General features: G+C 62.9%; 19 protein-coding genes. 1 reads left to right on the forward strand and 18 read right to left on the reverse strand.

Annotated elements, in window-relative coordinates; genetic code table 11:
• Window positions 1-1571: 1571 nt before the first annotated feature.
• From cax to recN, 6 genes are all read right to left on the reverse strand, one after another.
• On the reverse strand, window positions 1572-2651 hold the full coding sequence (gene cax / locus EG19_RS02780; protein WP_038047203.1) for a calcium/proton exchanger: 1080 nt from the start codon (window positions 2649-2651) through the stop codon (window positions 1572-1574).
• Window positions 2633-3322, reverse strand: a complete 690-nt coding sequence (gene deoC, locus EG19_RS02785; protein WP_038047206.1) for a deoxyribose-phosphate aldolase — start codon at window positions 3320-3322, stop codon at window positions 2633-2635. Before deoC ends, cax begins: the two co-directional genes overlap by 19 nt.
• Window positions 3319-4578: a histidine--tRNA ligase gene (gene hisS / locus EG19_RS02790; protein ID WP_038047209.1), complete on the reverse strand. Its 1260-nt coding sequence runs from the start codon at window positions 4576-4578 to the stop codon at window positions 3319-3321. Before hisS ends, deoC begins: the two co-directional genes overlap by 4 nt.
• Window positions 4575-5135, reverse strand: a complete 561-nt coding sequence (locus tag EG19_RS02795; protein WP_200867104.1) for a gamma carbonic anhydrase family protein — start codon at window positions 5133-5135, stop codon at window positions 4575-4577. Before EG19_RS02795 ends, hisS begins: the two co-directional genes overlap by 4 nt.
• A 600-nt stretch (window positions 5136-5735) precedes the next feature.
• The gene (locus EG19_RS02800; RefSeq protein WP_053334803.1) at window positions 5736-6359 is read right to left on the reverse strand and encodes an L-threonylcarbamoyladenylate synthase; all 624 of its coding nucleotides are present in this window, start codon (window positions 6357-6359) and stop codon (window positions 5736-5738) included.
• Entirely contained in the window at window positions 6356-8053 is a 1698-nt protein-coding gene (gene recN, locus EG19_RS02805) for a DNA repair protein RecN (protein WP_038047212.1), read from the reverse strand. Before recN ends, EG19_RS02800 begins: the two co-directional genes overlap by 4 nt.
• Window positions 8054-8319: 266 nt before the next feature.
• Between recN and EG19_RS02810 the strand changes: the two genes are divergently transcribed.
• Window positions 8320-9372: a threonine aldolase family protein gene (locus tag EG19_RS02810; protein WP_038047215.1), complete on the forward strand. Its 1053-nt coding sequence runs from the start codon at window positions 8320-8322 to the stop codon at window positions 9370-9372.
• Window positions 9373-9420: 48 nt separating this feature from the next.
• Here the strand turns inward: EG19_RS02810 and EG19_RS02815 are convergent, their stop codons facing one another.
• The 12 genes from EG19_RS02815 to EG19_RS02865 form a co-directional block, all read right to left on the reverse strand.
• Window positions 9421-10512 carry a hypothetical protein gene (locus EG19_RS02815; protein ID WP_152543875.1) on the reverse strand — a complete coding sequence of 364 codons (1092 nt, stop codon included), beginning with the start codon at window positions 10510-10512 and terminating at the stop codon, window positions 9421-9423.
• Window positions 10502-11869 (reverse strand): cytochrome ubiquinol oxidase subunit I, encoded by a 1368-nt coding sequence (locus tag EG19_RS02820; RefSeq protein ID WP_053334804.1) that lies wholly within the window; start codon window positions 11867-11869, stop codon window positions 10502-10504. Before EG19_RS02820 ends, EG19_RS02815 begins: the two co-directional genes overlap by 11 nt.
• Window positions 11870-12048: 179 nt before the next feature.
• Window positions 12049-13446: an SGNH/GDSL hydrolase family protein gene (locus EG19_RS02825; RefSeq protein ID WP_038047220.1), complete on the reverse strand. Its 1398-nt coding sequence runs from the start codon at window positions 13444-13446 to the stop codon at window positions 12049-12051.
• Between the two features lie 10 nt (window positions 13447-13456).
• Window positions 13457-14746: an OmpP1/FadL family transporter gene (locus EG19_RS02830; RefSeq protein ID WP_038047222.1), complete on the reverse strand. Its 1290-nt coding sequence runs from the start codon at window positions 14744-14746 to the stop codon at window positions 13457-13459.
• A 173-nt stretch (window positions 14747-14919) separates the two neighbouring features.
• Window positions 14920-15906: a PP2C family protein-serine/threonine phosphatase gene (locus EG19_RS02835; protein WP_038047224.1), complete on the reverse strand. Its 987-nt coding sequence runs from the start codon at window positions 15904-15906 to the stop codon at window positions 14920-14922.
• On the reverse strand, window positions 15855-16427 hold the full coding sequence (locus EG19_RS02840; protein ID WP_038047226.1) for a hypothetical protein: 573 nt from the start codon (window positions 16425-16427) through the stop codon (window positions 15855-15857). The genes EG19_RS02835 and EG19_RS02840 overlap by 52 nt, the downstream gene beginning before the upstream one ends.
• A complete protein-coding gene (locus EG19_RS02845; RefSeq protein WP_053334805.1) occupies window positions 16424-16777 on the reverse strand; it encodes an STAS domain-containing protein in 354 nt (117 codons plus the stop codon). Before EG19_RS02845 ends, EG19_RS02840 begins: the two co-directional genes overlap by 4 nt.
• A 2-nt stretch (window positions 16778-16779) precedes the next feature.
• A complete protein-coding gene (locus EG19_RS02850; RefSeq protein WP_038047228.1) occupies window positions 16780-17220 on the reverse strand; it encodes an ATP-binding protein in 441 nt (146 codons plus the stop codon).
• Between the two features lie 9 nt (window positions 17221-17229).
• Window positions 17230-17373: a hypothetical protein gene (locus tag EG19_RS13570; protein WP_161685310.1), complete on the reverse strand. Its 144-nt coding sequence runs from the start codon at window positions 17371-17373 to the stop codon at window positions 17230-17232.
• Window positions 17374-17581: 208 nt separating this feature from the next.
• Complete coding sequence (locus tag EG19_RS02855) at window positions 17582-19027, reverse strand: sigma-54 interaction domain-containing protein (protein WP_053334806.1); 1446 nt, start codon at window positions 19025-19027, stop codon at window positions 17582-17584.
• Window positions 19024-20349 carry a tetratricopeptide repeat protein gene (locus EG19_RS02860; RefSeq protein WP_038047230.1) on the reverse strand — a complete coding sequence of 442 codons (1326 nt, stop codon included), beginning with the start codon at window positions 20347-20349 and terminating at the stop codon, window positions 19024-19026. The genes EG19_RS02855 and EG19_RS02860 overlap by 4 nt, the downstream gene beginning before the upstream one ends.
• Window positions 20346-22871, reverse strand: a complete 2526-nt coding sequence (locus tag EG19_RS02865; RefSeq protein ID WP_038047232.1) for a SpoIIE family protein phosphatase — start codon at window positions 22869-22871, stop codon at window positions 20346-20348. Before EG19_RS02865 ends, EG19_RS02860 begins: the two co-directional genes overlap by 4 nt.
• Window positions 22872-22908: the final 37 nt, after the last annotated feature.

Genomic DNA, 22908 nt, shown 5'->3' on the forward strand with positions numbered 1-22908 from the left:
TGGGGGAGACGCCCAGGTTCCCCCGCCGGCAACACGCCCCTGCACCACCGGCTTCTTAACCCCTTGCCCTGAGTTCTCGGCGAAAACCAAAACTTCCCAGGACCCTGTGAGCTGGGGAGAAATACGAACCCGCAGGTTGCCGCCGCACGCCACGTTGAGGACAGGAAGAGTGAGAGATGAGGAGGCCGTCAGAGAAAACCGCAAAAGCCGTGCACCACATCCCGAGTTCAGCCGGAGTTCATAGCTACCTCCCTCCAGGCCCGCAAACGAGAACGCCCCCTCTCTATCGGTAAATCCCTCCTCCCGGTAAAACGGGTCGTCCTCGGGCGCAAGTGAGGGGAAACTGGCCTTCACCGGAAGGAGAGAGATCGAAAGGGGAGGGTCGGGAGCTGGGCTGAGCACACCTGTAACCCTGGCCTCTGCTCGCAGGGGGATGTTAGCGACCTCCGTTGTATGCCCGGGGCTAAGCCGCAGTTTGTCTATCCGAAAGGAAACAAAACCAGGAATAACCAGTTTGCCTCGCCACTCGCCAGCGGGTGCAGAACACCGCCACCGTTCTCCACCCCGCGTGCAACTTAGCTCCCACGAGGGCCCCACGCTGCCACGGGCTGGGAACAGGGTGGCCTTAACACCGGTTAACGTTTCGTCACGACTCTTAAACGAAAACACCACCTCGGCTTGCCAAAAAAACCTCAGCTCTGCCCCTGAGGTCACAGGGACTGGGACTGTAACCGAGGCCGGCCAAAGAGAGGGCTGCAGTACCTTTAGGTGCCAGGGTCCTGGTTCGGGGAGAGAGAGGCTCGGGTTGTCAGCCGTAACGGTAAAAACCTTCACCGCTCCCTCCCCGTCCTGGACCTCCAACACCACCGGCGTAAGGCCCAGGTCCTCCGGGAAACGAAACCGCAGCTCGCCAGCTGGAGTTACAGCAAGAGCAAAAAGCAAACTAAGGGACCACATGATGGTTACGAACCCGTTTGGGGATGTTCTTTTTTTCTTGTGCTTTTAGCCTAGCGCCTTCGGCCGGAGGGGCTGTCTTACCCTCTAAAAACAGCGGCACCGGTCGTGGTAAACATTCGGAATCACCATTACAGCCGCCGGCTACCGCGCAAGGCACGCTTACCTGGCACCTGTTGCCGCTCGGCCAACAGTAAAAGTAGCCGGATGAAGTTGGATAGCATCCCCCATTGCCGGCGCAGTAGACACAACTTTGAGCTGCAAGCGATGGCACCCAAGTCAGCCCTACCACCAAAGCGCTCAGAAGCATCACCCCTTTCGCCAAACGGCAATATACCTGACGCCCCCCAGGCTGAACCAAGGACTTCGAACCCGTAAGGGATGGCGTATCAGGCTTCTTTTGCCGCAGCGCTGGCTCCCTAACGCTCACGGTTCGCAACAGCGACCATCTTTTAAGGTCCATGTCTTGCCTCCTTTCTCGCCCCTTTCCGCGGCTTTTTTTCGGAGGCTAGCCGCTTTTTTTTTTTTGGCAAGATCCAAAATGTGATCGGGATCACAACGGGTACCCCCTCAAGTTGCACCGTGCGGGCAGGCACGGTGGCCGAAAAGGGCCACGTTTAAAGGGGGAGAAGTGCCTCCTGGGCGGGGAGGAAGGCCAAGCACAGAGCGAGGATGAGGTACAGGGCCAAAAGCTGGACGCCTTCCAGCCAGTTGGATTCGCCGTTGAGGGTAACAAGGCCCGAAAGCCCCACGGAAGCGGCCACCGCCACCACTTCCACCGCGGAAAACACCAGGCCCATGGGGTGACCCAGAGGGAAAGAGAGCAAAACCAAAACCGGGGTGACAAACAGCGCCACCTGCAGGGAGGAAGCAAAGCAAATGGAAAGCGCGGCGTCCATGTGGTTACGCCAGGCGAGCACGATGGCCGCAGCGTGCTCGGCAGCGTTGCCCAGCACCGCCACCACCACCACCCCCAGGAACACCTGGCTCAAGCCCAACTGGTGCCCCACCTCCTCCACGCTGCCCACCAGAACTTCGGCCACAAGGCCAGTGAGAGCACCGGAGACCAGCAAAAGGGTCACCGCCTTTCGGGTGCTCCAGGGCGGTGCTTCATGGGCGGCGTGGGTTCCCAGAAGGTCTTTGTGGGTGTGGAGGGAAAACACCAGGCTGGCGGTGTACACCAAGAGCAGCACGACCGATACCGCCACCGAAAGGGGCAAGGCCAACGATTCCCGGTGAGCAAGGCGCACGAGGTGAAAGAACAGAGCAGGCAAAAGCAAGGCAAAAACCGCCAGAGCTAAAGACGCCAGCTGGCTTTCGGCGGCGAGGGCCGAAAACTTCTGCACCCGGTGGCGCAAACCACCGGCCAAAAGGGCAAGCCCCAAAACCAAAAGCAAGTTGCCTATGATGGAGCCGGAAAGCGAGGCCTGGACCACCTCCACCAGCCCCCGCCGCAACGCCAGCACGGCAATGATGAGCTCGGCGGCGTTACCGCAGGTGGCGTTCAAAAGGCCGGCAGCCACCGGACCCAACCGCTCGGCCAGCGCATCGGTGGCTTCCCCCAAAAGCCGCGCCAGCGGCAAAAGGGCAAGACCCGCCAAGGCAAACCGCACCAGGGACGGGGCGTGAGCCCAGCCGGCGGCTAACGCCGCCGGTACCAGTCCCCAGGGCAACCACTTTAAGGCTCGGCGTACCACGCCCGTGCTTCCTCCATAATGGCCACACCCGAAGAGGTGCCCAGCCGGTTGGCCCCGGCGGCCAGCATGGCCCCGGCCTGGGCAAAGGTGCGGATGCCGCCGGAAGCCTTGACCCCCACCGAAGCAGGAGCTATACGCCGCAGCAAAGCCACGTCTTCCACGGTGGCGCCGGAGCCCAAAAAGCCCGTGGAGGTTTTGAGGAACGAAGCCCCGGCCGCCACCGCCAATTGGGCTGCCCGGGTCTTTTCTTCCTCGCTCAAAAGTCCGGTTTCCAGGATGACCTTTACGGAAGCCCCGTGCTCCTTCGCCACCTCCACCACGGCGGCAACATCGGCCTGGACTTTTTGGTCTTCCCCGCCTTTGAGCAAGCCCAGGGCCATGACCATGTCCAGCTCCCGGGCGCCCGCCCGCAAGGCCTCCCGAGCCTCAAAGACCTTAACGGCGGTGGTGGTAGCACCCAGGGGAAAGCCAATGACCGTGGCCACCACCACCGGGCTTCCTTGCAAATGGTGGACCGCTTCCTCCACCCACGTGGGGTTCACGCACACAGCGGCAAAGCCGTACTCCCGGGCCTGCTGGCAAAGGCGCAGGATATCGGAGCGGGTGGCCTCGGGTTTGAGCAACGTGTGGTCAATGGCGGCTGCCAGCTCCTGCAACGGGTCTCGGCTCATGGTTGTGCCTCCGCGTTCCAAATTTCCGCCAACTGCACCGGGCTCACTTCCGTTTGGCTTCCGGCCCGCAAATCTTTAAGCAGCACCACCCCCCGGGCCAGCTCGTCTTCTCCGAAAATGGCCACTCTGGCAAAGCCCAGCTTGTCGGCCCGTTTCAAAGCCGCCTTCAGCGAGCGCCCGCTCACCTCCAGCTCCACCGGCACCCCTTGCCGCACCAGGTCCCGGGCCAACTGCAAACCGAAAAAAGCGGTCTCACCCCCCAGGGGGATAAGGTACAGCCGCCCTTCGGCGGTGACCTTGGCGGCAAAAGCCGGGGGTAAAACCTCCACCAGGCGATCCTCGCCAATGGCAAAGCCCACACCGGGAATTTCCGGGCCGCCCAAATCGGCCAAAAGCCGGTCGTAGCGCCCCCCGCCGCAAATCACCGTGGATTCGCCAAGCTCTGGGGACACCACCTCAAAAACCGTGCGCACGTAGTAATCAAGACCCCGCACCAGCCTGGGGTTGTGCTGCCAGGGAATGCCCAGGGAGGTCAAAAGGGAGGTCACCTCCTCCACGTGCGCCCGGGAAGCTGGGCTGGCTACCGCTTCCATTCCCGGAGTGGTGGCGGTGATTGCCTTGCACGTGGGGACCTTGCAGTCCAGAACCCGCAAGGGGTTTTCCTCCAGGCGCCGCTGGCAATCCGCGCAAAGCTGGTCTCTTACACCTTGCAAATGGCTGCGCAGCAGCTCGCCGTACCTGGGACGGTCTTCGGGATCACCCAGGTTGTTAACATGCACCGTGAGGTTGTCAAAGCCCAGAGCGGTGAAAAATTCAAACAGCACCACAATGCATTCGGCATCGGCCAGAGGCGAGGCGGCGCCAATGATTTCCAGGCCAATTTGCCGAAACTCCCGGTAACGCCCCCGCTGCATCCGCTCGTAGCGAAACATGGGGCCAATGTAGTAAAGGCGTTGGGGCAAAGGCCGCTGGTCCAGGCTGTTTTCCAAAAAAGCCCGGGCTACCCCGGCCGTGCCTTCCGGCCGCAAGGTTAAAGAGCGACCCTTGCGGTCGGCAAAGGTGTACATCTCCTTGTGGACGATGTCGGTGGTCTCCCCCACCGAGCGCACGAAAAGCTCGGTGTGCTCGAAGACGGGGGTGCGGATTTCCTCGGCACCGAAAGCCTGAAACACGCGGTGGGCGGTGGCTTCCACGGCCACCCAAAGCTTGGACTCCGGAGGCACGATGTCGCGGGTACCGCGGGGCTTTTGGATCATAGGAGCTTCTCCCAATCGGAAAGGCAAGCGAGCTCCTTTTCCTGCTCCTCTTCCGCCAGGTAGCGGCTTTTCAGCTCCAAGTAATGGACCAGGCCCGCCCGCACCCTCTCCCGTTCCTCGTCCTTCACGGGCCGCACCACCTTGGCCGGCACCCCGGCCACCAGCATGCCCGGAGGAACCTGCATCCCCGGCGGCACCAAAGCCCCGGCGGCCACCAGCGACCCTTCCCCCACCACCGCGCCGTTGAGCACCGTGGCGTGCATGCCCACCAAAGCGCCGTTTTCCACCCGGCAGCCGTGGAGGATGGCGCTATGGCCCACCGTCACATCCTCGCCCACGTGGGTAGGGGCGTCGGTGTCCACGTGAATGACCGCGTTGTCCTGGATGTTGGACCTTGTGCCCACCCGCACCTCGTTGAGGTCAGCACGGATCACCGCGCCGTACCACACGCTCACGTCATCGGCAAGCTCCACATCCCCCACCACCACAGCCGTGGAAGCCAAAAAAACCCGCTGGCCAAAACGGGGCCTTTTCCCGGCAAAGGACCTCAGACGCACGCTCACCTCCCGGCCGCCAAAACTACCACAGCCCGCGGCACCGCCCAAGATCCAACCCAAGTCCAACCACCGTGAAGACTTGTGGAAAACAGCAGACACACCAAAATTGTAACCTCAGCACGCTCGAGGATTTAGCGCAAGTTAGTGCAGCATATGAGGTTAGAGGCACGCACAAAACGCCGTGCACATTGTCAAAGTCTCTGGAGGAGGCCACGTTGTTGGCGATTTCCACAGGGTTTTCCACAAGGTTTTCCGCACAACCTGTGGAAACCCGCCCTGGCCGTTTGGCCAGCCGTGGCTGCCGCGAGGCACTGTTTTCCCCACCGGGTTCTTGCCGCAAGCCGTCTGTGGCTCATTATCACCTGGGGTGGCTGCAAAATCCAGCGAACCCCATGAAGAATTGCAACTTCCTCCCCTGTGGAAAAAAGGTCTCACCCCCACGTAGGCAAGTCACCGGCAACCAAGAATTTATGTTAAATAACGGCCAGTCAATACGTTACGAAATGCACGAAAAAGCCACAGAGCGCCCCCAAAACGCTCCAATGCAAAGCCTTAGCCCGTTTTCCACAGAGATTTCCACAGGTCCTGTCATTTTCCAGATCAGGTTGCCGTCTGCTCAGGGCCTTGCAACCAGGAGACAGGCACGGGAAAACAGCCAGAGCGCAAAACGCGAGGCGGGGTCACCGTGGCATCCACCAGCGTGGAAGGGGTTCCTCCTGGGGTTTCCCCGCCGTCCAGAAGCAAGTCCACCTCCGCCGCCAGTAGGCCCAGCTCTTCTGGCCTCCTCGCCGGGGGCTTTTTCGAGAGATTCGCCGAAGTAGCAGTGAGAGGCCCTACGTCGTGCAGCAACGATCGCAAAAGATCATGAGCCGGGACGCGCACGGCCACAGTCCTACCACTGCCCGGAAGCGGCTGGCGAGCAGGGAAAACCACCGTCAAGGGCGCCGGCCACACCGACCGCAAGCGCTTTCGCCAAAGCTCAGGAATCACTGCCAGCTCCTGGGCTTGCTCCACGTTTGCCGCCACCACCAGCAGAGCCTTGGAGGCTTCTCGGCCTTTCATGGCAAAGACCCTGGCCACGGCTTCCGGGTGGTGGGGGTTGACCGCCAAACCGTAGAAGGTTTCGGTAGGGACCACCACCACCCCATGGGATGCCAGCACCTCCCGCACCGCCGCCACTGCCGCCGGGAGGTGATGAGCTTCGGTAAACGGTAGGACCTTCACGGGCGGCTCAAGAGCTCAAGGGCATGCTGGCGGGCAGCCTCGGAGCCTTCCTTGGCCCCCAGCATGCGCACCAGCTCCTGCACCCGGGCTTCGCCTTCCACGCGGGACACGTGCGTCACGGTTCGCCCCTGACGGCTCTTTTTGGCCACCACAAAATGCGCATCGCCAAGACCCGCCACCTGTGGTAAGTGGGTGACCACCAGCACTTGGTCCTTGGCCCCCAAGGCTTTGAGGAGCTGCCCCACCTCTTCCGCCACCCGCCCCCCAATCCCGGAGTCCACCTCGTCAAAAAGCAGGGTTAGAGCGTGCGAACGCTGGGAAACCCGGCGAAGCGCCGTGCGCAGAGCCAAGTGAATGCGCGAAAGCTCACCACCGGAGGCAATTTTGGCCAAAGGCTTCAAAGGTTCACCAGAATTGGGCGAAAGGTAAAGCTCGCCGTCGGCAACGCCCCAGGGTGCAGGGTTGATCCTGTGGCCTTCAAAGGTGAGCGGCCCATCGGTGGCTTGCCGCAGGGTTTGCCGCAACTCCATGCGGGTCTCGGGCATCCCCAGACGGGTAAGCACCGCAGTTACTTCCTTTGCCAGCGCCACGGCTGCCTGTTGCCGCTGTTGGTGAAGCTTTCCCGCCAACTCCAAGAACGCCTGCGCCGCTGCCTTTTCCTCCTCTTCAAGCTTTTGGATGTGCTCTTCCACGCCTTCCAGCGTTGCCTTTTCCTCCTGCAAAGCTTGGAAATGCGCCAACACCGCCGCCACCGAGCCACCGTACTTGCGGGTGAGGCGTTCCAAAGTGGCCAGCCGGGCTTCCACTTCCTCCAAACGCTGGGGATCCACGCGCACGCGGTCGGCCAGCGAATCCAACGCCCTCAGCGCTTCTTCCGCCAGAAGCTCGGCTTGCTCCAGCTGCTCGCGGGTCTCGCCCACGCTCACACCCAGCTGCGAAAGCTCCCGCACCGCGCGGGCCGCTCGCGAAAGCAGCGTCACCGCACCATCTCCACCCAGAGCACCCCGCGCCGCAGCCAAAAGCTCGCCGATCCTCTCGGCGTGCCGCAGGAAGGTGCGTTCCTCCAAAAGCGCCTCGTGCTCCCCTTCGCGAAGGCAAGCGGCGCCGATTTCATTGAGCTGGTATTGGATCAAATCGAGCCTATCCCGCCTTTGGGCCAACCGCGACCTGGCCTCGGCCAGGGCTTGCCGCGTTTCCTGCCAGTGCTGGAACGCTTGCGCCACCTGGGCTGCCATGGTCTCCAGGCCACCAAAAGCGTCCACCAGGGCCAGGTGCGTGGTGGGATCGGCTAAATCCCGTTGCTCGTGCTGCCCGGCAATGGCCAGAAGCGATGGCGCCAGGCGCTGGAGGGTGGCCAGGGTCACCGGCACATCGTTAACCCAGGCCCGGGAGCGCCCGGAAGCGGCCATTTCCCGGCGAATCACCAGCTCGGTGTTGGCTTCCACTCCCAGCTCGTTGAGGAAACCAGCCAGCTCTTCCGGAACAGGCGAAAAAACCCCTTCCACCAAAAGCTTTTCCGCACCGGCGCGCAGCATGTCCGCATCCCCCCGCTCCCCGGAAAGGAGCTTCAGGGAGTGCACCAGGAGGGACTTTCCCGCGCCGGTTTCGCCGGTGAGCACCACAAAGCCCGGCGGCAGCTCCAGCCGCACCGCCTCGATGATGCCTAAATCCCGGACCTCCAGCTCCCGCAGCACGAAAAAAGCCTAGCGAGCCCCATCCCAGAAATCAACGCTGCTAATTTTCTCCATAACCATTGGCATCCCTGAAGGAAATGGCTTCCTTCAAGGTCCGATTGCGGTTTTGGGGTTGGTACGTTCCCCTTTCGTGGATCAGGTCGGTGGAGGCCTGTCCAGAGAGCAGCGCCCCACACGTGGAGCGGCGGATGCACGAAGCTTTTGGGGTCACCGTTCGTGGCGAAAAAACGTGTAACTCATTGCTGCCTTTGCCGTATGCTTAGGGCATGATTGACCTGCGTTCGGATACCGTGACCAAGCCCACACCGGAAATGCGAAAGGCCATGGCGGAAGCCGAGGTGGGGGACGACGTTTACGGGGAAGACCCCACCGTCAAGCGCCTGGAGGAGCTGGCGGCTGCCAAGCTCGAGCGGGAAGCCGCGCTTTTCGTGCCCACCGGCTCCATGGGCAACCAAATTGCCGTGCACCTCTGGACCCACCCCGGCAGCGAGGTGATCATTGAGGCCCGCGGCCACATCGTCAACTTCGAAATGGGGGCCATGGCCGCGCTTTCAGGAGCTCTTCCCCGCCCCATTACCACCACCAACGGTTTGCTTTCCCCGGAACAGGTAGAAGCCGCCGTCAACCCCAAGGTGAGCTACCGTACGCCCACGCGCCTTTTGTGCCTGGAAAACACCCACAACCTGTGGTCGGGCTTGCCCATGCCCAGGGAGCTCAAGGACCAGCTGGTGGCGGTGGCCCACAAACACGGCCTCAAAGTGCACCTGGACGGCGCCCGCATCTTCAACGCGGCCATGGCACTGGGAACCACCGCAGCAGAGCTGGCCCGGGGCTGCGACAGCGTGATGTTTTGCCTTTCCAAGGGGCTGGCTGCTCCGGTGGGTTCAATGCTGGTGGGGGATGCCGACTTTATTGCTGAGGCTCGCCGTGTCCGCAAGCTTTTCGGCGGCGGTATGCGGCAGGTGGGGGTGCTGGCAGCAGCAGGAATCGTGGCTCTCACCACCATGGTGGAGCGCCTGGTCGAGGATCACCGGCGGGCCAAGAGGCTGGCCGAAGGGTTGGCGGAGCTTCCCGGTGTAATTTTGGACCCCGAACGCATCCAAACCAACATCGTGGTGTTTCGCCTGGCCCGCCCCGACCTCCCCGGCGACGAAACCCTGCCCCCGAACGCTCGGTTCGTAGCCGCCATGAAGGAGCATGGGGTGCTCTGCGGCGCTTTCGGCAAAGAAGAGGTGCGCATGGTGACCCACTACCACATCACCGACCCCGATGTAGAACACACGCTGGCTGCCGCCCGCACCGTCCTCGGCAAAGCATAAGAAAAGCGCCCGCCGAAGCGGGCGCTTTTTTGCTTGCCTTTTGCAGCGCTAGGCCGCGGGCTCGCCAGCCTGTGGCTTGTCCGTAGCGGCTTTCACCATGGCGTACACGGTTAGGGCCACACCGATCACAAAGGTCACCAGGAAGACCAGGAAAATCCCCCACTGGGGAGCCACTTGGGCGCCCTCCAGCGGCTTCCACTCGGCCAGGTACACCTCGCGCAGCTGATGGCGGGTGATGATCATGAGAACGATGGCGCCTACCAAAAACTCCATGGCCCGCCGCACCTTGGTGCCCTCGGCCAGGGGGTCCCGGATGCCCGCCAGCACCACCAGAAGCCCAATGCCGGCCAAAATGCCCAAGCCCAAAGGCAAGGTGGTAGCGGCCCCTCCTTTCATTAAGCCAGACAGCACCGGCGAAGGCAAGGCCAGAAGCAGCCAGAAGCCTACCAGGAGCTGCACCACCGTGGTGTAAAGCGCCGCTTTCACTCCGAACCGGGCCATCTCGGCCAGCTCCGCGGTTTGCCCTTGGGTTTTGCTGCGCCGCACCGCCACATAGGCCGCCAGGGCCCCAGCCATGGCCAGGGCAGCCAGCAAGAAGTGCAGGAAGCGCGGTACAAACGTGGGATCAGCCAGGGCGCTTTTGGCTTGCGTCCACACACCTTCCCAACGGGAGGGCTGCAGGTGCAGGAGGTTCACCATGACCTGGGTCGCTGCAATGATCAGAAAGCACAAAGCCGAAAGGGGCACGGCCAGCCCGGCGCTCTGGCCCTTTTGCAGGCGGAACTTGGCTACGTAGTTGAGGTAGTAGCCCACCATCAAAAAGCCCAGCATGCCCAGCCAGGCCCCTGCCACCAGAATCGTGGCCGTGTAGAAGAAGCGGCCGTAAAGCACCTGCACAAACAAAAGCGGGGCAATGCCAAAGGTAATGGCAAAGGAAATTGCCCAGGAGTTGGCGTTGACGAAGAACGATTGCAGCTCACGCCGACCGTTTCCGGCCAACGCCGCCAAAATCGAGCCACCCAAAACCACGTTCACAAAAAGCATGTGCAGCAAAAACGTCACCACCCACAAAAGGTGGAAAAGCCAAACCGGCCCAGGGATAGGAGCCGGGTCCAGGGCGGGGATCAAGTTAGTTGCCATGGCTCACCTCCGCAACTTTTGTTCCCGTGAGGGTTACCAGGTACGCTTTTAAGGCCTCTTTTTCCTCTTCTGTGCCCACAAAAGGAGGCATGAATGGGTAGTCCAGCTTTTCCGTGGCCACGTGGCCGTTCTTCCTGTACTGGTTCGACGTGTACTTTTCACCTTCATCCCGCATGGTTGTCAGGATCATGTCGAGGGTTTCGGCGTCAGCACCGGAAATGAGCTTGCGAATACCCAAATAGCCGTTTTCGGTATGGCACATGGCGCACTGGGCGCGGAACACCGCCCGGCCTTTGGCCACCGGATCGTCCGGCTGCCCCACCATCAGCCACTTGGCCTTGGACAAAATCCCCTCCTGGTTGAGCTTGGCAATTTCCGAAATCAAAATCCCGTTGGAAAACATGTAATCGCGGATAATGAAAGGCTTGCGCGCTCCTTCCCGCAGCCGCTCGTAGCCACCAAAAAACGCAAAGGCCAACACCAAAGCCACCGCCGTGATTGGCCAGCGCTGGGCCTTAGGGGCAAGAAGGGCAAAGAGCACGAAAACCAGGTAGGCCAAAAGCATCCACAGCAAGAAGTGGCGGGTGGAGGCTAGCGCGGGAAGCTTCGGGCTTGCCCCCAGGAAAAGCGCGCGAATGGACTCCGGCAGCGCCGCTTCCCACCAACGGTAGCCGCCGTAGGCAATGAGGATGCCCACCACCTGGATTCCAGCCAAAAACCGCACGAGCCGAGCCCGCGCCGCCAGGTCCTGCTCCCGGAGGGCCGCAAAGGCCATGTAGGCTCCGGCCAGGAACACGCAAATGCCCGTGCGCAGCACCAAGCCAGGCACATAGGTGGGGTTGAAGAAGCCGTCAGCGAAGGCCTTGGTTTGCAGCCAGTTGCCGGGGGTGAGCATGAAGGAAATAATGCCCTGGATGATCACCAAGGACATGAACGCGGCAAAGGCGTAAAGCCAGATTAAGAGCAAATGGGTCCTGGGCCGCACCTTGTCCCACGTGGCGTAGTAAGCCAGCGCGGTAGCCACTTCCAAGATGAAAAACACCCACTCGGTGGCCCACCCCCAAACGTAGGAGTGAATGAGCGCCGAGGTGGCCACCGGGTGGAGAAGCCCAATGGTGACCCAGATCCCCACCCCAGAAATGGCACCAAACACCGTGGAAACCAAAATCAAAATCAATGACGTGCGTTTCGCCAGGTTCCTCAGGGCCTGATCCTGGCGCTTCACCGCCAGGGTTTCCGCCACGGCCATGACGATGCCGCCCCCCACCGCAAAGTGGGAAACCAGCACGTGGGTGATGGCCACGAGGCCGATGAGCACCCCGGCCCCAATGCCTGGTATCCACAACGGGTAATCCATCCTTGCCTCCTTTCCCGGCCCAGCCGGCCGTAAACTTCCTTTAATTTATGACACTAAACCGCCAAACTCAAGGCCCCGTCCCCTTTCCCTCAAACACAAACCCTCGCAGAGTTCTTTCACAAGCGCCCAAAAGAAAACCGCCCGGGGTTCCGGGCGGTTTAGACGCAAAGGACTTGAAGCTACGGGCGAATGGGACGGCCCTCACCCGGGACCTCCCGGCGCAGGTGCCGGCGCATCACCGGCCGCTGCTGCTCGGTGGTTTGCGGGACGAAGAGCTGGAGCGTGCTGTTGAAGGCTCCCGGCGCCATTTGCACCTGGGACGCCATCACCGTAGTTGTGGTTTCGGTGCCCTCCAGGTACTTCTGCAGGTTCACCTGGGGAACCCGCGCACCGAACGCCGAGTTGATGAGCTTCACGAACTCGTTGGCCACCAAGGCGTAGCCCAACCGCTGGGGGTGCACGCCGTCGTAAGAAAAGATGCCGCCGGTGAGGAAGGAGGCGGTGAGCTTAATGCCACCGAGCATGTAGCCGTGGGCCACGATGTCGTTAAAGATGCTGTTGACATCCAAGACCGGGGCGCCGACAGCAGCAGCTTCCTGGGCAATGATGCCGTTGAGCTGGGCAATACGGGCGTTGATGGCGGCCGCTTCCGCTGCCCGCAGCACCACCCCGGGGACGAACTGGCCGTTCACGATCCCACCGTCAGGCAAGAGCTTGCCGGTGCCAGGGATGCCGTACCCCTGGGCAATCAGGGACGCCCCCTGCAGGGTCACGTAGTCACCGTCGGTGAGAGGACCGGAATCGGCCTGCAAGTAGATCTTTTGGCCTTGAGACGTAAAGACGTAAGGCTTGACGGTGGTCACAAAGGGAATGGAGGTGACGTTGGGGATGTTGGCCACCACGATTTTGGTGTTGGGCAGCTGCGCACGAAGGGTGGCCAGAAGCGTATGGTACTGCTGTTGGAAGGTGGCCACCGGCGTCATGGTCACCCCGTCAATGGGAACTGCGGCCAACGCCGCGCCCAACACGTCGTTGTTGCCAATCCACACGGTCATGAAGGTAGGTTTGGCCGCAATGGCCTGCGCCACCGCTGTGCCGTCAACATTCGTGCCCGGGATCTTGGGGAAACGCAGCACGATGTCGTACATGATGGTGCTAGGATCAATTTGACCGCGCTGCAGCTTGGTGATGTCCCCGGTTTTGGTGAGCAAATCCCCGGTCTTGGAGCCAGGAATCCCCAGGTTGTTGTAAATCCCCTGGTAGGTGGCGTTGATGGGCTGACCGGGTGTGGTTCCGGACGGAGCCAAAACCGGAGAAGGAGCCAACGCCATGAGCTTCAACACCGGGGCAATGCCCGGGTCAGAGACCAGCGGTTGCTGGAATGTGGCCAGCCCGAACTGCCGGGCCAGAATTGCGGGGTAGGAGTGCTCCTGGTAGAACTTGGCCAGGCCACCGGAAGCGTAGCCCGCCGTCAACGAATCCCCTAAGGCCACGTACCTGGTGAAATCCACCTGGGCCGAGGCTACGGCCGCCACGCCCAGGGCAAGTAAGGCCAGCAACGAGTTTACCTTTTTCATGTTGCCCTCCCTAGAAGCTGTACACCACGCTCATGCCAAAAAGCTCGGCACGGGTGCGGTAGGTACCGTTGAAGTTATCAATGCTTTGCCCTTGGGTGGAGCGGTTATCGAAGGGCAGATGCAGGAAGGAGCCGTCCACCCGCATCTTGGGGTTCACCTGCCAAGAAAAGCCAATGGAGTAGCCGTTGCGGTCGGCATCGGGCAGCAAGGGCGACACAATGTGGGTGGGCATGGGGGTACGGTCGCGGAGGTACCCCACTTGCACCGCAAAGGTATCCGAGAACTTGCGCTCCAGACCCACACGGTAGGTCCACGCATCACGGAAGTTCTCTTCCCGCACCGAGGAAAGTTGGGGGTAACCCACGATGGTAATGGGAAGCTCCTTGAAGCTGTCCCACCCCATGTGCACGGCGTCGGCGCTGATGATGGTCTTTTCCCCTTTCCAGGCCAAACCAATTCGCGCTTCCGCCGGAAAGTTCACTCGGGTTTGCCCCTTGGGGTTGCGATCAAAGGGGATGAGTTGCGCCACCATGGCGTCAAAATCCGCGTACCCGGTACTAAACTGCACGAAAGACGCCTTGGCGTCGTTAATCTCCACTTCCACCCGAGAACGGTAGGCCGCACCCAGGGAAAAGCCACCGCCCAGCTTCCAAAGAACGCCCACGTTGTAGCCCCAGCCGTCAGCAAACCCCTCGTTGTACATGTGGACTTGGCCCACTTCCGCTACCCGCTGGGTGTAGGGGTTGATAACGCCGATGGACTTGGTGAGGTCCACCTGGGTGAGGAAGTAGTCAAAACCCACACCCACCGCAAAGCTGTCGGAAAGCTTCCAGGAAACGTGGGGGTTAACGTCGAAGACCTTCAGGTCAATGCGCTTGGAAATGAAGCGACCGGCGTAGTTATTTGGCCACCAAGTGCCCAACCCAAAGGGCGCGATCATGGACAAACCCCAGCGGAAGTTTCCGGCCAGGGGCGCCGAATAGTGGAAGTGAGGCGGGTAAAAGATTTGGTCCTCCATTTCCGACTTATAGCCCGCCCCGGGGTACGGGTTATCGCCGCGGAACTTGGAGGACTCGGTAATCAAGAACACCCCGGCCATTGCCTTGGTGCCGTCCAAAAACGCCAAGCCCGCGGGGTTGTAGTAGCCGGCGGAAGGATCATCCGCCACCGCCACAAACGCCCCGCCCATGCTCACACCCCGAGCCCCGTGCTCGAACAACGCAAAACCGTTGCCCCAAGCCAAGGCCGGCAGCAGGAGCACCACCGCCAACATCACGCTGCACTTCCTCACCATGGTCATCTCTCCTCCTTTCTTGAGCTTGCCCCTCTGAGGCTTGCCGTACGGATCATGCTGCAACTTTAAAACCGCAGCTACGGCTTCGTCAATATGCGTTTTGCGCAAAAAGGGCCGAACAAACGAGAATTTGTCCGGGGCTTTTAGTGAAAAAATGCACAATTCGAAGCAAGCGGAACTTACGCCGTGCGTCGCACCGCCACCAGGGTGAAGTCATCGCTCATGGCTTCCCCTTGGGTGAACTCCCGCACCCCCGCCAGCACCCTTGTCGCCAGCTCCCCCAGGGGTGCATTGGCGCAAGCCGCCGCCAGCTCCCGCAGCCGAGCGAGCCCGAACTCTTCGCCAACGCGGTTGGACGCCTCCACGATCCCGTCGGTGGCCACCACCAAAAGCTCACCCTTCCGCAGCACCAGCGTGTCTTCCTCAAAGCGAGGGTTGGGCACCAGGCCCAGGGGCGGACCCTGGGGGTACAGCAGGCGGGTTTGGCCGTCGAGACCCACCACCACCGCCGGAGTGTGCCCGGCCCCCAAGGCGCGGACCGTGCCATCCTCCCGCAACGCAAAGAAAAACGCGGTGGCAAACTGGTGCTCCGCCCACAGCGTGGCCAAATGCTCATGAAGCAGGTAAGCGAGCTCTTTTAAGCTTGCCGCTTGCCTGGCCGCCACCCGCAGGGCCCCTTGCAGAGAAGCAGCCAGCAAGGCCGCTGGCGCGCCCTTGCCCGACACATCGAAAAGAGCGAGAAGCGTCCCTTCGCCGTTGGGGAGGAAATCGTAAAGGTCGCCCCCCACCTGGCGGGAAGGCAGCGAAAAACCCGAAAGCTCCCAGCCGGGCAGCTGCTCCGGGAGCTGCGGGAAGAGGTGCTGCTGGACCGAGGCGGCCAGGGCCAGCTCCCGCTCCAGCCTTTCCTGGGCCACCCGCTGGCGGTGGGCCAGGATGGCCGAAAAGGCCAGCGCCCCCTGCGCCGCAAACAGCGAGAGGGTTTCCACATCCTGGGCCGAAAAGGGGGCAAGCCCCCCTCGCACTTCCCGATCCCCCAGCGCCAAAACCCCAAAGCTCCGCTCCCGGTCGCCGATGGGCACCGCCACCACGAAAGGCGACACAAGCCTGGGGGTCGTCACGGCCTCCGGCGTGGGCGGAACCAGCACCGCCTCACCCACCCGTTCCACAACGCATAACCCCCCGGCGATCCACCGGCCACTTCCGCGCCGGGGCAAAGCTCGTCGGCCAACCACAGCTCCCCGCGGCGGGCGTCCAAAAGCGCCATGCTGTGGAAGAGCAAGCTCTGCCCCACGGCTCTGGCGTCCAGCTGCCCGCTCAACACCTCCGCCATGGCCCGCAGGCTTTCGGTCTCCCAGAGCCGTCGCCGCTCGGCAAAACGGCTGGCCCGCAGCTCTTCCCGCAGCCACCAGGCCGAAAGCACGGTTCCTGCGGCCAAGAGCAACTCCTCGCCGGGAGGCGTACCGCCGGCCAGGGCCACCTCGAACGGTTCCCTCCCCGCCGGCAGCCGGTGGGTTATCGGCGGTGAGGCAAAGCGCCCCACCTCGGCCAACACCTCCGAGCCACGCGAAAGCCGCCCCCCTGCCGCCCCGGTGCTGGCCACCAGATGCTCCAGAGCACGCCGGGGAACAGAGGCCTGGCTGCCCTGGGCTGCTTCCTGCCAAAGCCCGAGGAGTTGCTTGACGATCACAGCCGTGCCAGTTCGGCGAGCGCTTCGTCCCGCGAGCCGAAGAGGCGGGCGTACTGGGAAAGCCCCATGACCTCGAAGGTCTTGGCCACCGAGGGGTGAAGGTTGCAGAAGGCCAGCACCACGTTTTCCGAAAGGCAAGCCTCCAGCACCTCCAAAAGCAAGGAAATGCCAATGGAGTTGATGATCCTCACCTTGGCCAGGTCCAAAAGGATGGCCCTTTTGCCCTCGGCAAGGATTTCCCGGGCCGCCCTGGCGATGGCTTCCCCACCTTCGTTGTTGATGTAGCCGGCCACCGCCAGGATGGCGGCGGTACCGTGGTCGGCCTCCCGCTTCAAGGTGCAGGCTTCCACGTTCAGCTCCCGGATGCTATGCGGTACAGGCTCACCACCATCCGCCCCGGCTGCGACTCAAAGGTCAAGCCATCGGAAAAGCGCCGCATGATCACAAGCCCCCAACCGCGTTTGCGAGGCGAGCTCAGTTTATCAGCAAGCTGGGGCTGAGGCACGGCTTCGGGTTGAAAACCCGGCCCGTGGTCAATGACCCGAACCCGGAAGTGAACGCCGTCTCCCTGGCGGTGGGCTTCCACCTCCACCTCCACCGGGGGCTGGCCATGCTCTAAGGCGTTGAGGCAGGCCTCCAAAACCGCCAGGCGAAAGTCGGAAAGCACCTCGGGTCTTACCGCAAAAAAAAGCCTCGCCTCCTCCAGGAGGTGCAAGGCCTGGGCCTCGCCACCTTTTTCCTTCCGCAGCACCACCCGTGAGGCAAAGGTGTCGGTGTCCGTTTGTCCCCCCATTCACTTCCCTCAAACGCTCAAAAGCAAGAGCAAAAGGCGGACGGCCACCCGCAGCGAAAGCCTAAGCTGCTCCGGGCTGACGTGCGCGGCGCCGACAACGCCCAAACCCAAAACCCAGAGGCCCTTTCCGGCCCCCGGCACGCCCTTTCCCACCCCTCGTGTTGGCCACCGCACCGCATGGCGCCATGCACGCCCCGTGCCAACCAGCTCCCTGGTGTAAGTTGTTGCTCAGGCCCCGCTTATCTCCGCACGCCCCGGGACCACATGTTGCAAGATGCAACATCACCCAATTCAAACGGCTCTCATTCCAGAGCAAGCTCAAGAACACGATACGGTTCGGTCACCGATGCAAAACGCAACATCATGTTGCACCCCACCGCTTGAGCATGCGGTAGAGGGTGGTGCGGTCCACGCCCAGGGCCCGCGCGGCTTCCCTTTTTCGCCCCCCGCAGCGCTCCAGGGTGCGAAGCACGTGCTCCCGCACGACCTCCTCTAAGGTCCCGCTGGCCGCCAGCCTACCCGCTCCGGACCCCATGGCCAGCAGCACGTCTTCCGCCGTCACCTCGTCCCCGGAGGCCAAAGCAAGAGAGGCCTCCACCAGGTGCTCCAGCTCCCGCACGTTGCCGGGAAAGTCGTACCGCAAGAAGAGCTGCCAGGCTTCTCGGGATAGGCGAACCTCCCCCTTGCCCAGCTTGCGCCCCAGGCGTTGCAGGAAGTACCGCACCAAAACCGGGATGTCCTCGGGACGCTCCCGCAAGGGGGGCAGCCGCAGCTCCACCACCCGCAGGCGGTAGTAGAGGTCCTTGCGGAACTCCCCCCGCTCCAGCATGTCCTCGAGGTTGCGGTGGGTGGCCGCCACCAAGCGCACATCCACAGGGATTTCCCGCCTCCCCCCAACCCGCTCCAGGGTGCGCTCCTGGAGCACCCGCAACAGCTTGGCCTGGAGGTTGAGGGAAAGATCCCCCACCTCGTCTAAGAAAAGCGTGCCGCCGTGGGCCACCTCCAGCTTGCCGATCCTGGCCTCCACACCGGTGGCCACCCCCCTTTCGATGCCGAAGAGCTCGGCTTCCAGAAGGCTTTCCGGCACCGCCGCGCAGTTAATGGGAACAAAAGGCTTTTCGGCGCGGGGGGAAAGGTCGTGGAGCAAACGCGCCACCTTTTCCTTGCCGGTGCCCGATTCCCCGCGCACCAGCACCGACACCTCCAGAGGGGCCACGCGACGGGCCAGCTCCAGGGCCCGCAGCATGGCCGGCGATTCGGCCACAAAATCGGGAAGCTCCTCCCGCAAGCTGCGGTTTTCCTCCTCCAGAGCCTGCCGCTTCCGCTTTTCCGTTTCCAGGGCCCGGGAAGAAGCCAACGCCGAGGCGGCCAGCAGCGAAAGCGACCGCAAAAAGGTGGCGTCATCGCTGGTAAAGTCCCCTTCCCCCTCCCTGGTTTCGCGGTCGGCCACCGCCACCAGCAGCACCCACTGCCCCTGCCAGCTGCCCGGGGCCACCATCACCTGCCGGTAGGGCAAGCCCAGCTCAGCTCCCGGGAAAACCTGCACGGCATCTTCGGCGAAACGGGAGCGAAAGGCCCGGAAGAACTCCTGCGGCTGGCCTTGCCACTGGACCGCCGCCCAGCTGCTCACCAGGCCCTCCGGAGTCAACGCCACCACCAGGCCCCGCCGGGCATCCAGAAGCCCCACCGCCCGGTTGACCAGCTCTTCCACCAGCTCGTTTTCTTCCCGGGGCCCCCCTAAGGCCAGCGAAAGCTCCAGGATGGCCTCCAGCTGTGCTTGCCTCCAGGTGGGAACCGGCCAGCTCAAATCTGCCCCTCCACCCGCTTAAGCAGCGGAAAGCGTGGGTTGGTGGCCCTCACCTTGGCCAGGACCTCAAGGGCTTCTGCCTTTTTTCCCAAACGGGCCAGGGCTAAAGCCTTCCAGCACTGGGCGGTGAGGAGGCTTTCCGCCTGCCACACGTTCACAAAAGAGAAAGCAGCCTCCGCTTGCTGCGCCGAAGCCAACGCTTCCTGAAAGCGGTTTTGGCTCACAAACCTCTGCGTTCTCAAAAGCGGCAAAAGCCGCGCCAAGCTGCGAGAGCCGGGGGTGCCCGCGGCCATCGCTTGCTCTACCGTCCCTTCCAGGCTTTCGGCCTGGGCCCAATCCCCCCGGGCGCAAAACGCAGCATGCACCACAAAGAACTCCCCCTCGTCCCGGGGCTTGGTTATGACCTCCGCGGCCTCAAGCAGCAGCGGTGGCTGGTCGTGGAAGAAGGCTAAAAGACCCAGCGCCGTAGCTTCCACCACCGGCCGCTCCTCAGGCTTGAGGTCCAGGGCCGAGGCCAGCTCCCGGGTGGCGGACTTGGCGAGCTCCACATCCCCCAGCAACACCGCCAGATCGCCCCAGTGGCGCCAGGCCGGGTAAAAGCGCGGGTTGGCCTGCACCGCCGCCTCCAGCTCTCTCTTCGCTTCTTCAAAGCGGCCGGTGATGAGGAAAAGCTCTCCCAGAGAGTCGTGGGGGTTAGCCTGGTCGGGAGCAATAAAGGCGTACTTGCGGAACTGCTCTTCCGCCTGGGCAAAGCGGCCCCGGGCCAGCTCAATGTAGCCCAGGATGTTGTAGGCCAAGGCGTCGTTGGCGTCCAGCTCCAGGGTCTTTCGCCCCCACCTTTCGGCTTCGTCCGATCTGCCCGCTTCCTGGTAGGTAAGAGCCAAAAGCCGGGTAAGCTCCACCTCCCGCGGGTACTGGGCCTGGTACTCCAAAAGCCTACTAACAAAAGCCTCGCGGTCACCGCTGCGTCGCAGCACCAGGAGGTCCAAGAGCATGCGTTCCCTTGGGGTCAGAGTGGCCGGGTCTTTCTGTTTCAACAGCTCCAGCTGCTCCCTGGCCTCCCGCACGCGCCCCAGCCCACTGTACGCCCGCTGCAGGAAGTAGCGGGCGGCAAAGGAGTTGGGGTCTTTGGCCAGCGCTTGCTCCAGGATTTCCGCGGCTTCCCGGTAGTAAAGCTTGTTGAGCTCACCCCGGGCCTTTTCCACCAGGGCCAAGACCTCGGGGTCGCGGGTGCTCCAGGCCGGACGGTTGAGCCAGGACCAGAGGCCCAAGCCGGCCCCCAAAAGGGCCACTGTCAGCACCACAAACCAGACCTTTTTCATGCTTTACCTTCCCAGCTCACGGCCATCACCGTGATGTCGTCAAAAGCCTTCCTGCCCCCGGAAAACTGCTGCACGAAGCCAATGACATGGGCCACCGCTTCCTCCACGTCGGAAGGTGCAGCGGCAAAAACCTCCCGCAGCGGACCTAGGCCCAACGCTTGGCCATCGCTCCCCTGGGCGTCGGAAAGGCCGTCGGAGTACACCAGCACCAAATCCCCGGGTTCAAGCTGTACCCGCACCTCGTCCCACTGGGCTTCCGCCAAAGCCCCGAGAGGCAACCGGAAGGCGGGCATGGGGAGCTCCTCCACCTCACCTCGCCGGCGGCGAACCAACGGCGGCGGCTGCCCGGCCAAGCAGTAGCGGAGCTCACCCCCCGGGCACAGGAGCAGGTACGCCAACGCCAGAACCATCCGCCGCTCCCGGCGGTAAAGACGGCGGTTAACCTCCGAAAGCAAGCGGGCCGGGTCCGTGGCGTTCATGGCTTCGGCGCGTAACGCCTCCCGGGCTGCCACCATGAGCATGGCCCCCGCCACCGACTTGCCGGCCACATCCCCCAGCACCAAAGCCTGGCACTCCCCCCGGGAGTTGGGGAGCACATCGTAAAAGTCCCCGCCCACCTGGTAGGCAGGAACGCAGCGGGCTGCCACCCGCCACGGTGCCGGCGCCACGATGCGCTCCGGGATTAAGGAAAACTGCACCTGACGCGCAATGTCCAGCTCCTTTTCCAGCTCCATCTGGCGAGTGTGCTCGGCAAGGAAGCGGGCGTTTTCAAAGCCCACGGCTCCCTGGTTGGCAACGGTGCGCAAGAGCTGCAGCTCCTCGCGGCTCACCTCCTCGTCGGAAAGCTTGGGACCCACCACCAGGAAGGCGTACAGCTCCCCTGAAGCCACCAGCGGCACGAACAGCCTGGCCCCCGCCTCCCGGGCCGCCGCCAGGAATGAAGCGGTGCCCTCGTCCAGAAGCGAAAGCCCCTCCAACTGCGCCAGCCGCAGCGGCCCACCCCGGTCCCGCAGCTCCCTCACCAACGCCCGCTCCGACGAAAGCTCAACGGGAAGCCCGCCGCGGCGCTGGGAGGCCACAAGCCTGTGGCCTTCCACCCGGTACAGCACCACCCAGGCCAGGTGCATGATTTCCGAAAGCCTGCGGGTGAGCCAGTCCTCCAGGCGCGCCACCGAAAACTCGCGGGTCAAGGCTTCGGAAAGCTCCTCCAGGGCCTTGCGGGCGTCCACCATGTCACGGAAGAAAAAGCGGTCCACGGGGCCCTGGATGCGGCGGCGAAGGGGGTCAAAAAGCGCCACCACCAAAAGCGCAAAGAGCACCGGGAAGTAGCGGGACTGCACCAAACCCTGGTGGCGGGCCAGGGCGTTGGCGGCGGTGAGCGTCAAGGCGTAAATGGCGGTCACCGAAGCGGTGGTGAGGGTGTATAAAAGCGAGCGCCGCACCACCACCCGCACGTCCAAAAGCTGAAAGCGAACGATGGCGTAGGCAAACGCCACCGGCACGGCACCAAAGGAAAGCACCGCCCAGGCCAGGCTGGCCTCGGTGTCGCTCATGGTGGGGATGACCACCGCAAACAGCAGGAAGGGCACCACCCCCACCACCGTCCCCGCAAACACCGTGCCCATTTGCCGACGCTGGCGGGCATCCTCGGCCCGCAACAGCGAGCGCAACAGCGCCAAAAGCCCCAACACCAGGTAATCGCCCATGAGCACCCAGGAGGCCACCGGTGCACCCGAAAGGAACCGCAGCTTCCAGCCCATGAGCCGGGAGCCAGCGGTGCTCACCGCGTAGGTCAACGGCGGTAAAGCGTAAAGCAACGTGAAAAAGTGCGGGGAGGTGTTCACGAAACGCTGGAGGTCCGCCAGAAAACCGGTGGGCGATGTTGCAAAGGAAAAGACCTGGCGCCGGGGGAAGATCAGGAAGAAGTGCAAAAACGCCGCGGGAAGCGCCAAAAGCGAAAGCGTGCCGGTGGTGAGCACCACCCCGTCAAAGAAGCCGTAGGAGGCCGGGCGCAACCGGCAAACCAGGAAGAGCATGAACAGCGTGCAGAGGATGAAGAAAACCCGGGCCGGTCCCGCCGGGGCATCGTCGGGACGGGAAACCAGCACAAAGAAGCCCACGGCAAAGAAGAAAAACCCGGTAAACGCCGCGTAAAGGAACAGCGGGGTGGAAAGCCTGCGGGTGGAAAGCCGCACCTCCAGCTCCAGGAGCTTGCCATCCCGGAGGATGAGGTACGGGACCTTTTCCCCACGCCAGGTGGCCAAAAGCCGGGCCACCTCCCCCGGAGAACGGACGATGGCGCGGCCCACACCCACGATGCGGTCCCCGGCCTTGATCCCGGCCAGCGCCCCACCGGTCCCGGGCACCACGCCCTTCACCAGCAAAAGTTCCCGGTCGGCGGCCAGCAGCACCCCGTCCCAGGGCCGGGGGAGAAACATGTCCAAAACCGAAAGGCACGCCACCAGGAAAGCCCCGAGGCCAAACCACAGCAGGCGACGGGGAACACGGGAAAGCCCTAGCACGCACCCACAATAATACGCTTGGCCTGCCCCTCCAAGG

The sequence above is a fragment of the Thermoanaerobaculum aquaticum genome (genome assembly GCF_000687145.1).
GTDB classification, from domain to species: domain Bacteria; phylum Acidobacteriota; class Thermoanaerobaculia; order Thermoanaerobaculales; family Thermoanaerobaculaceae; genus Thermoanaerobaculum; species Thermoanaerobaculum aquaticum.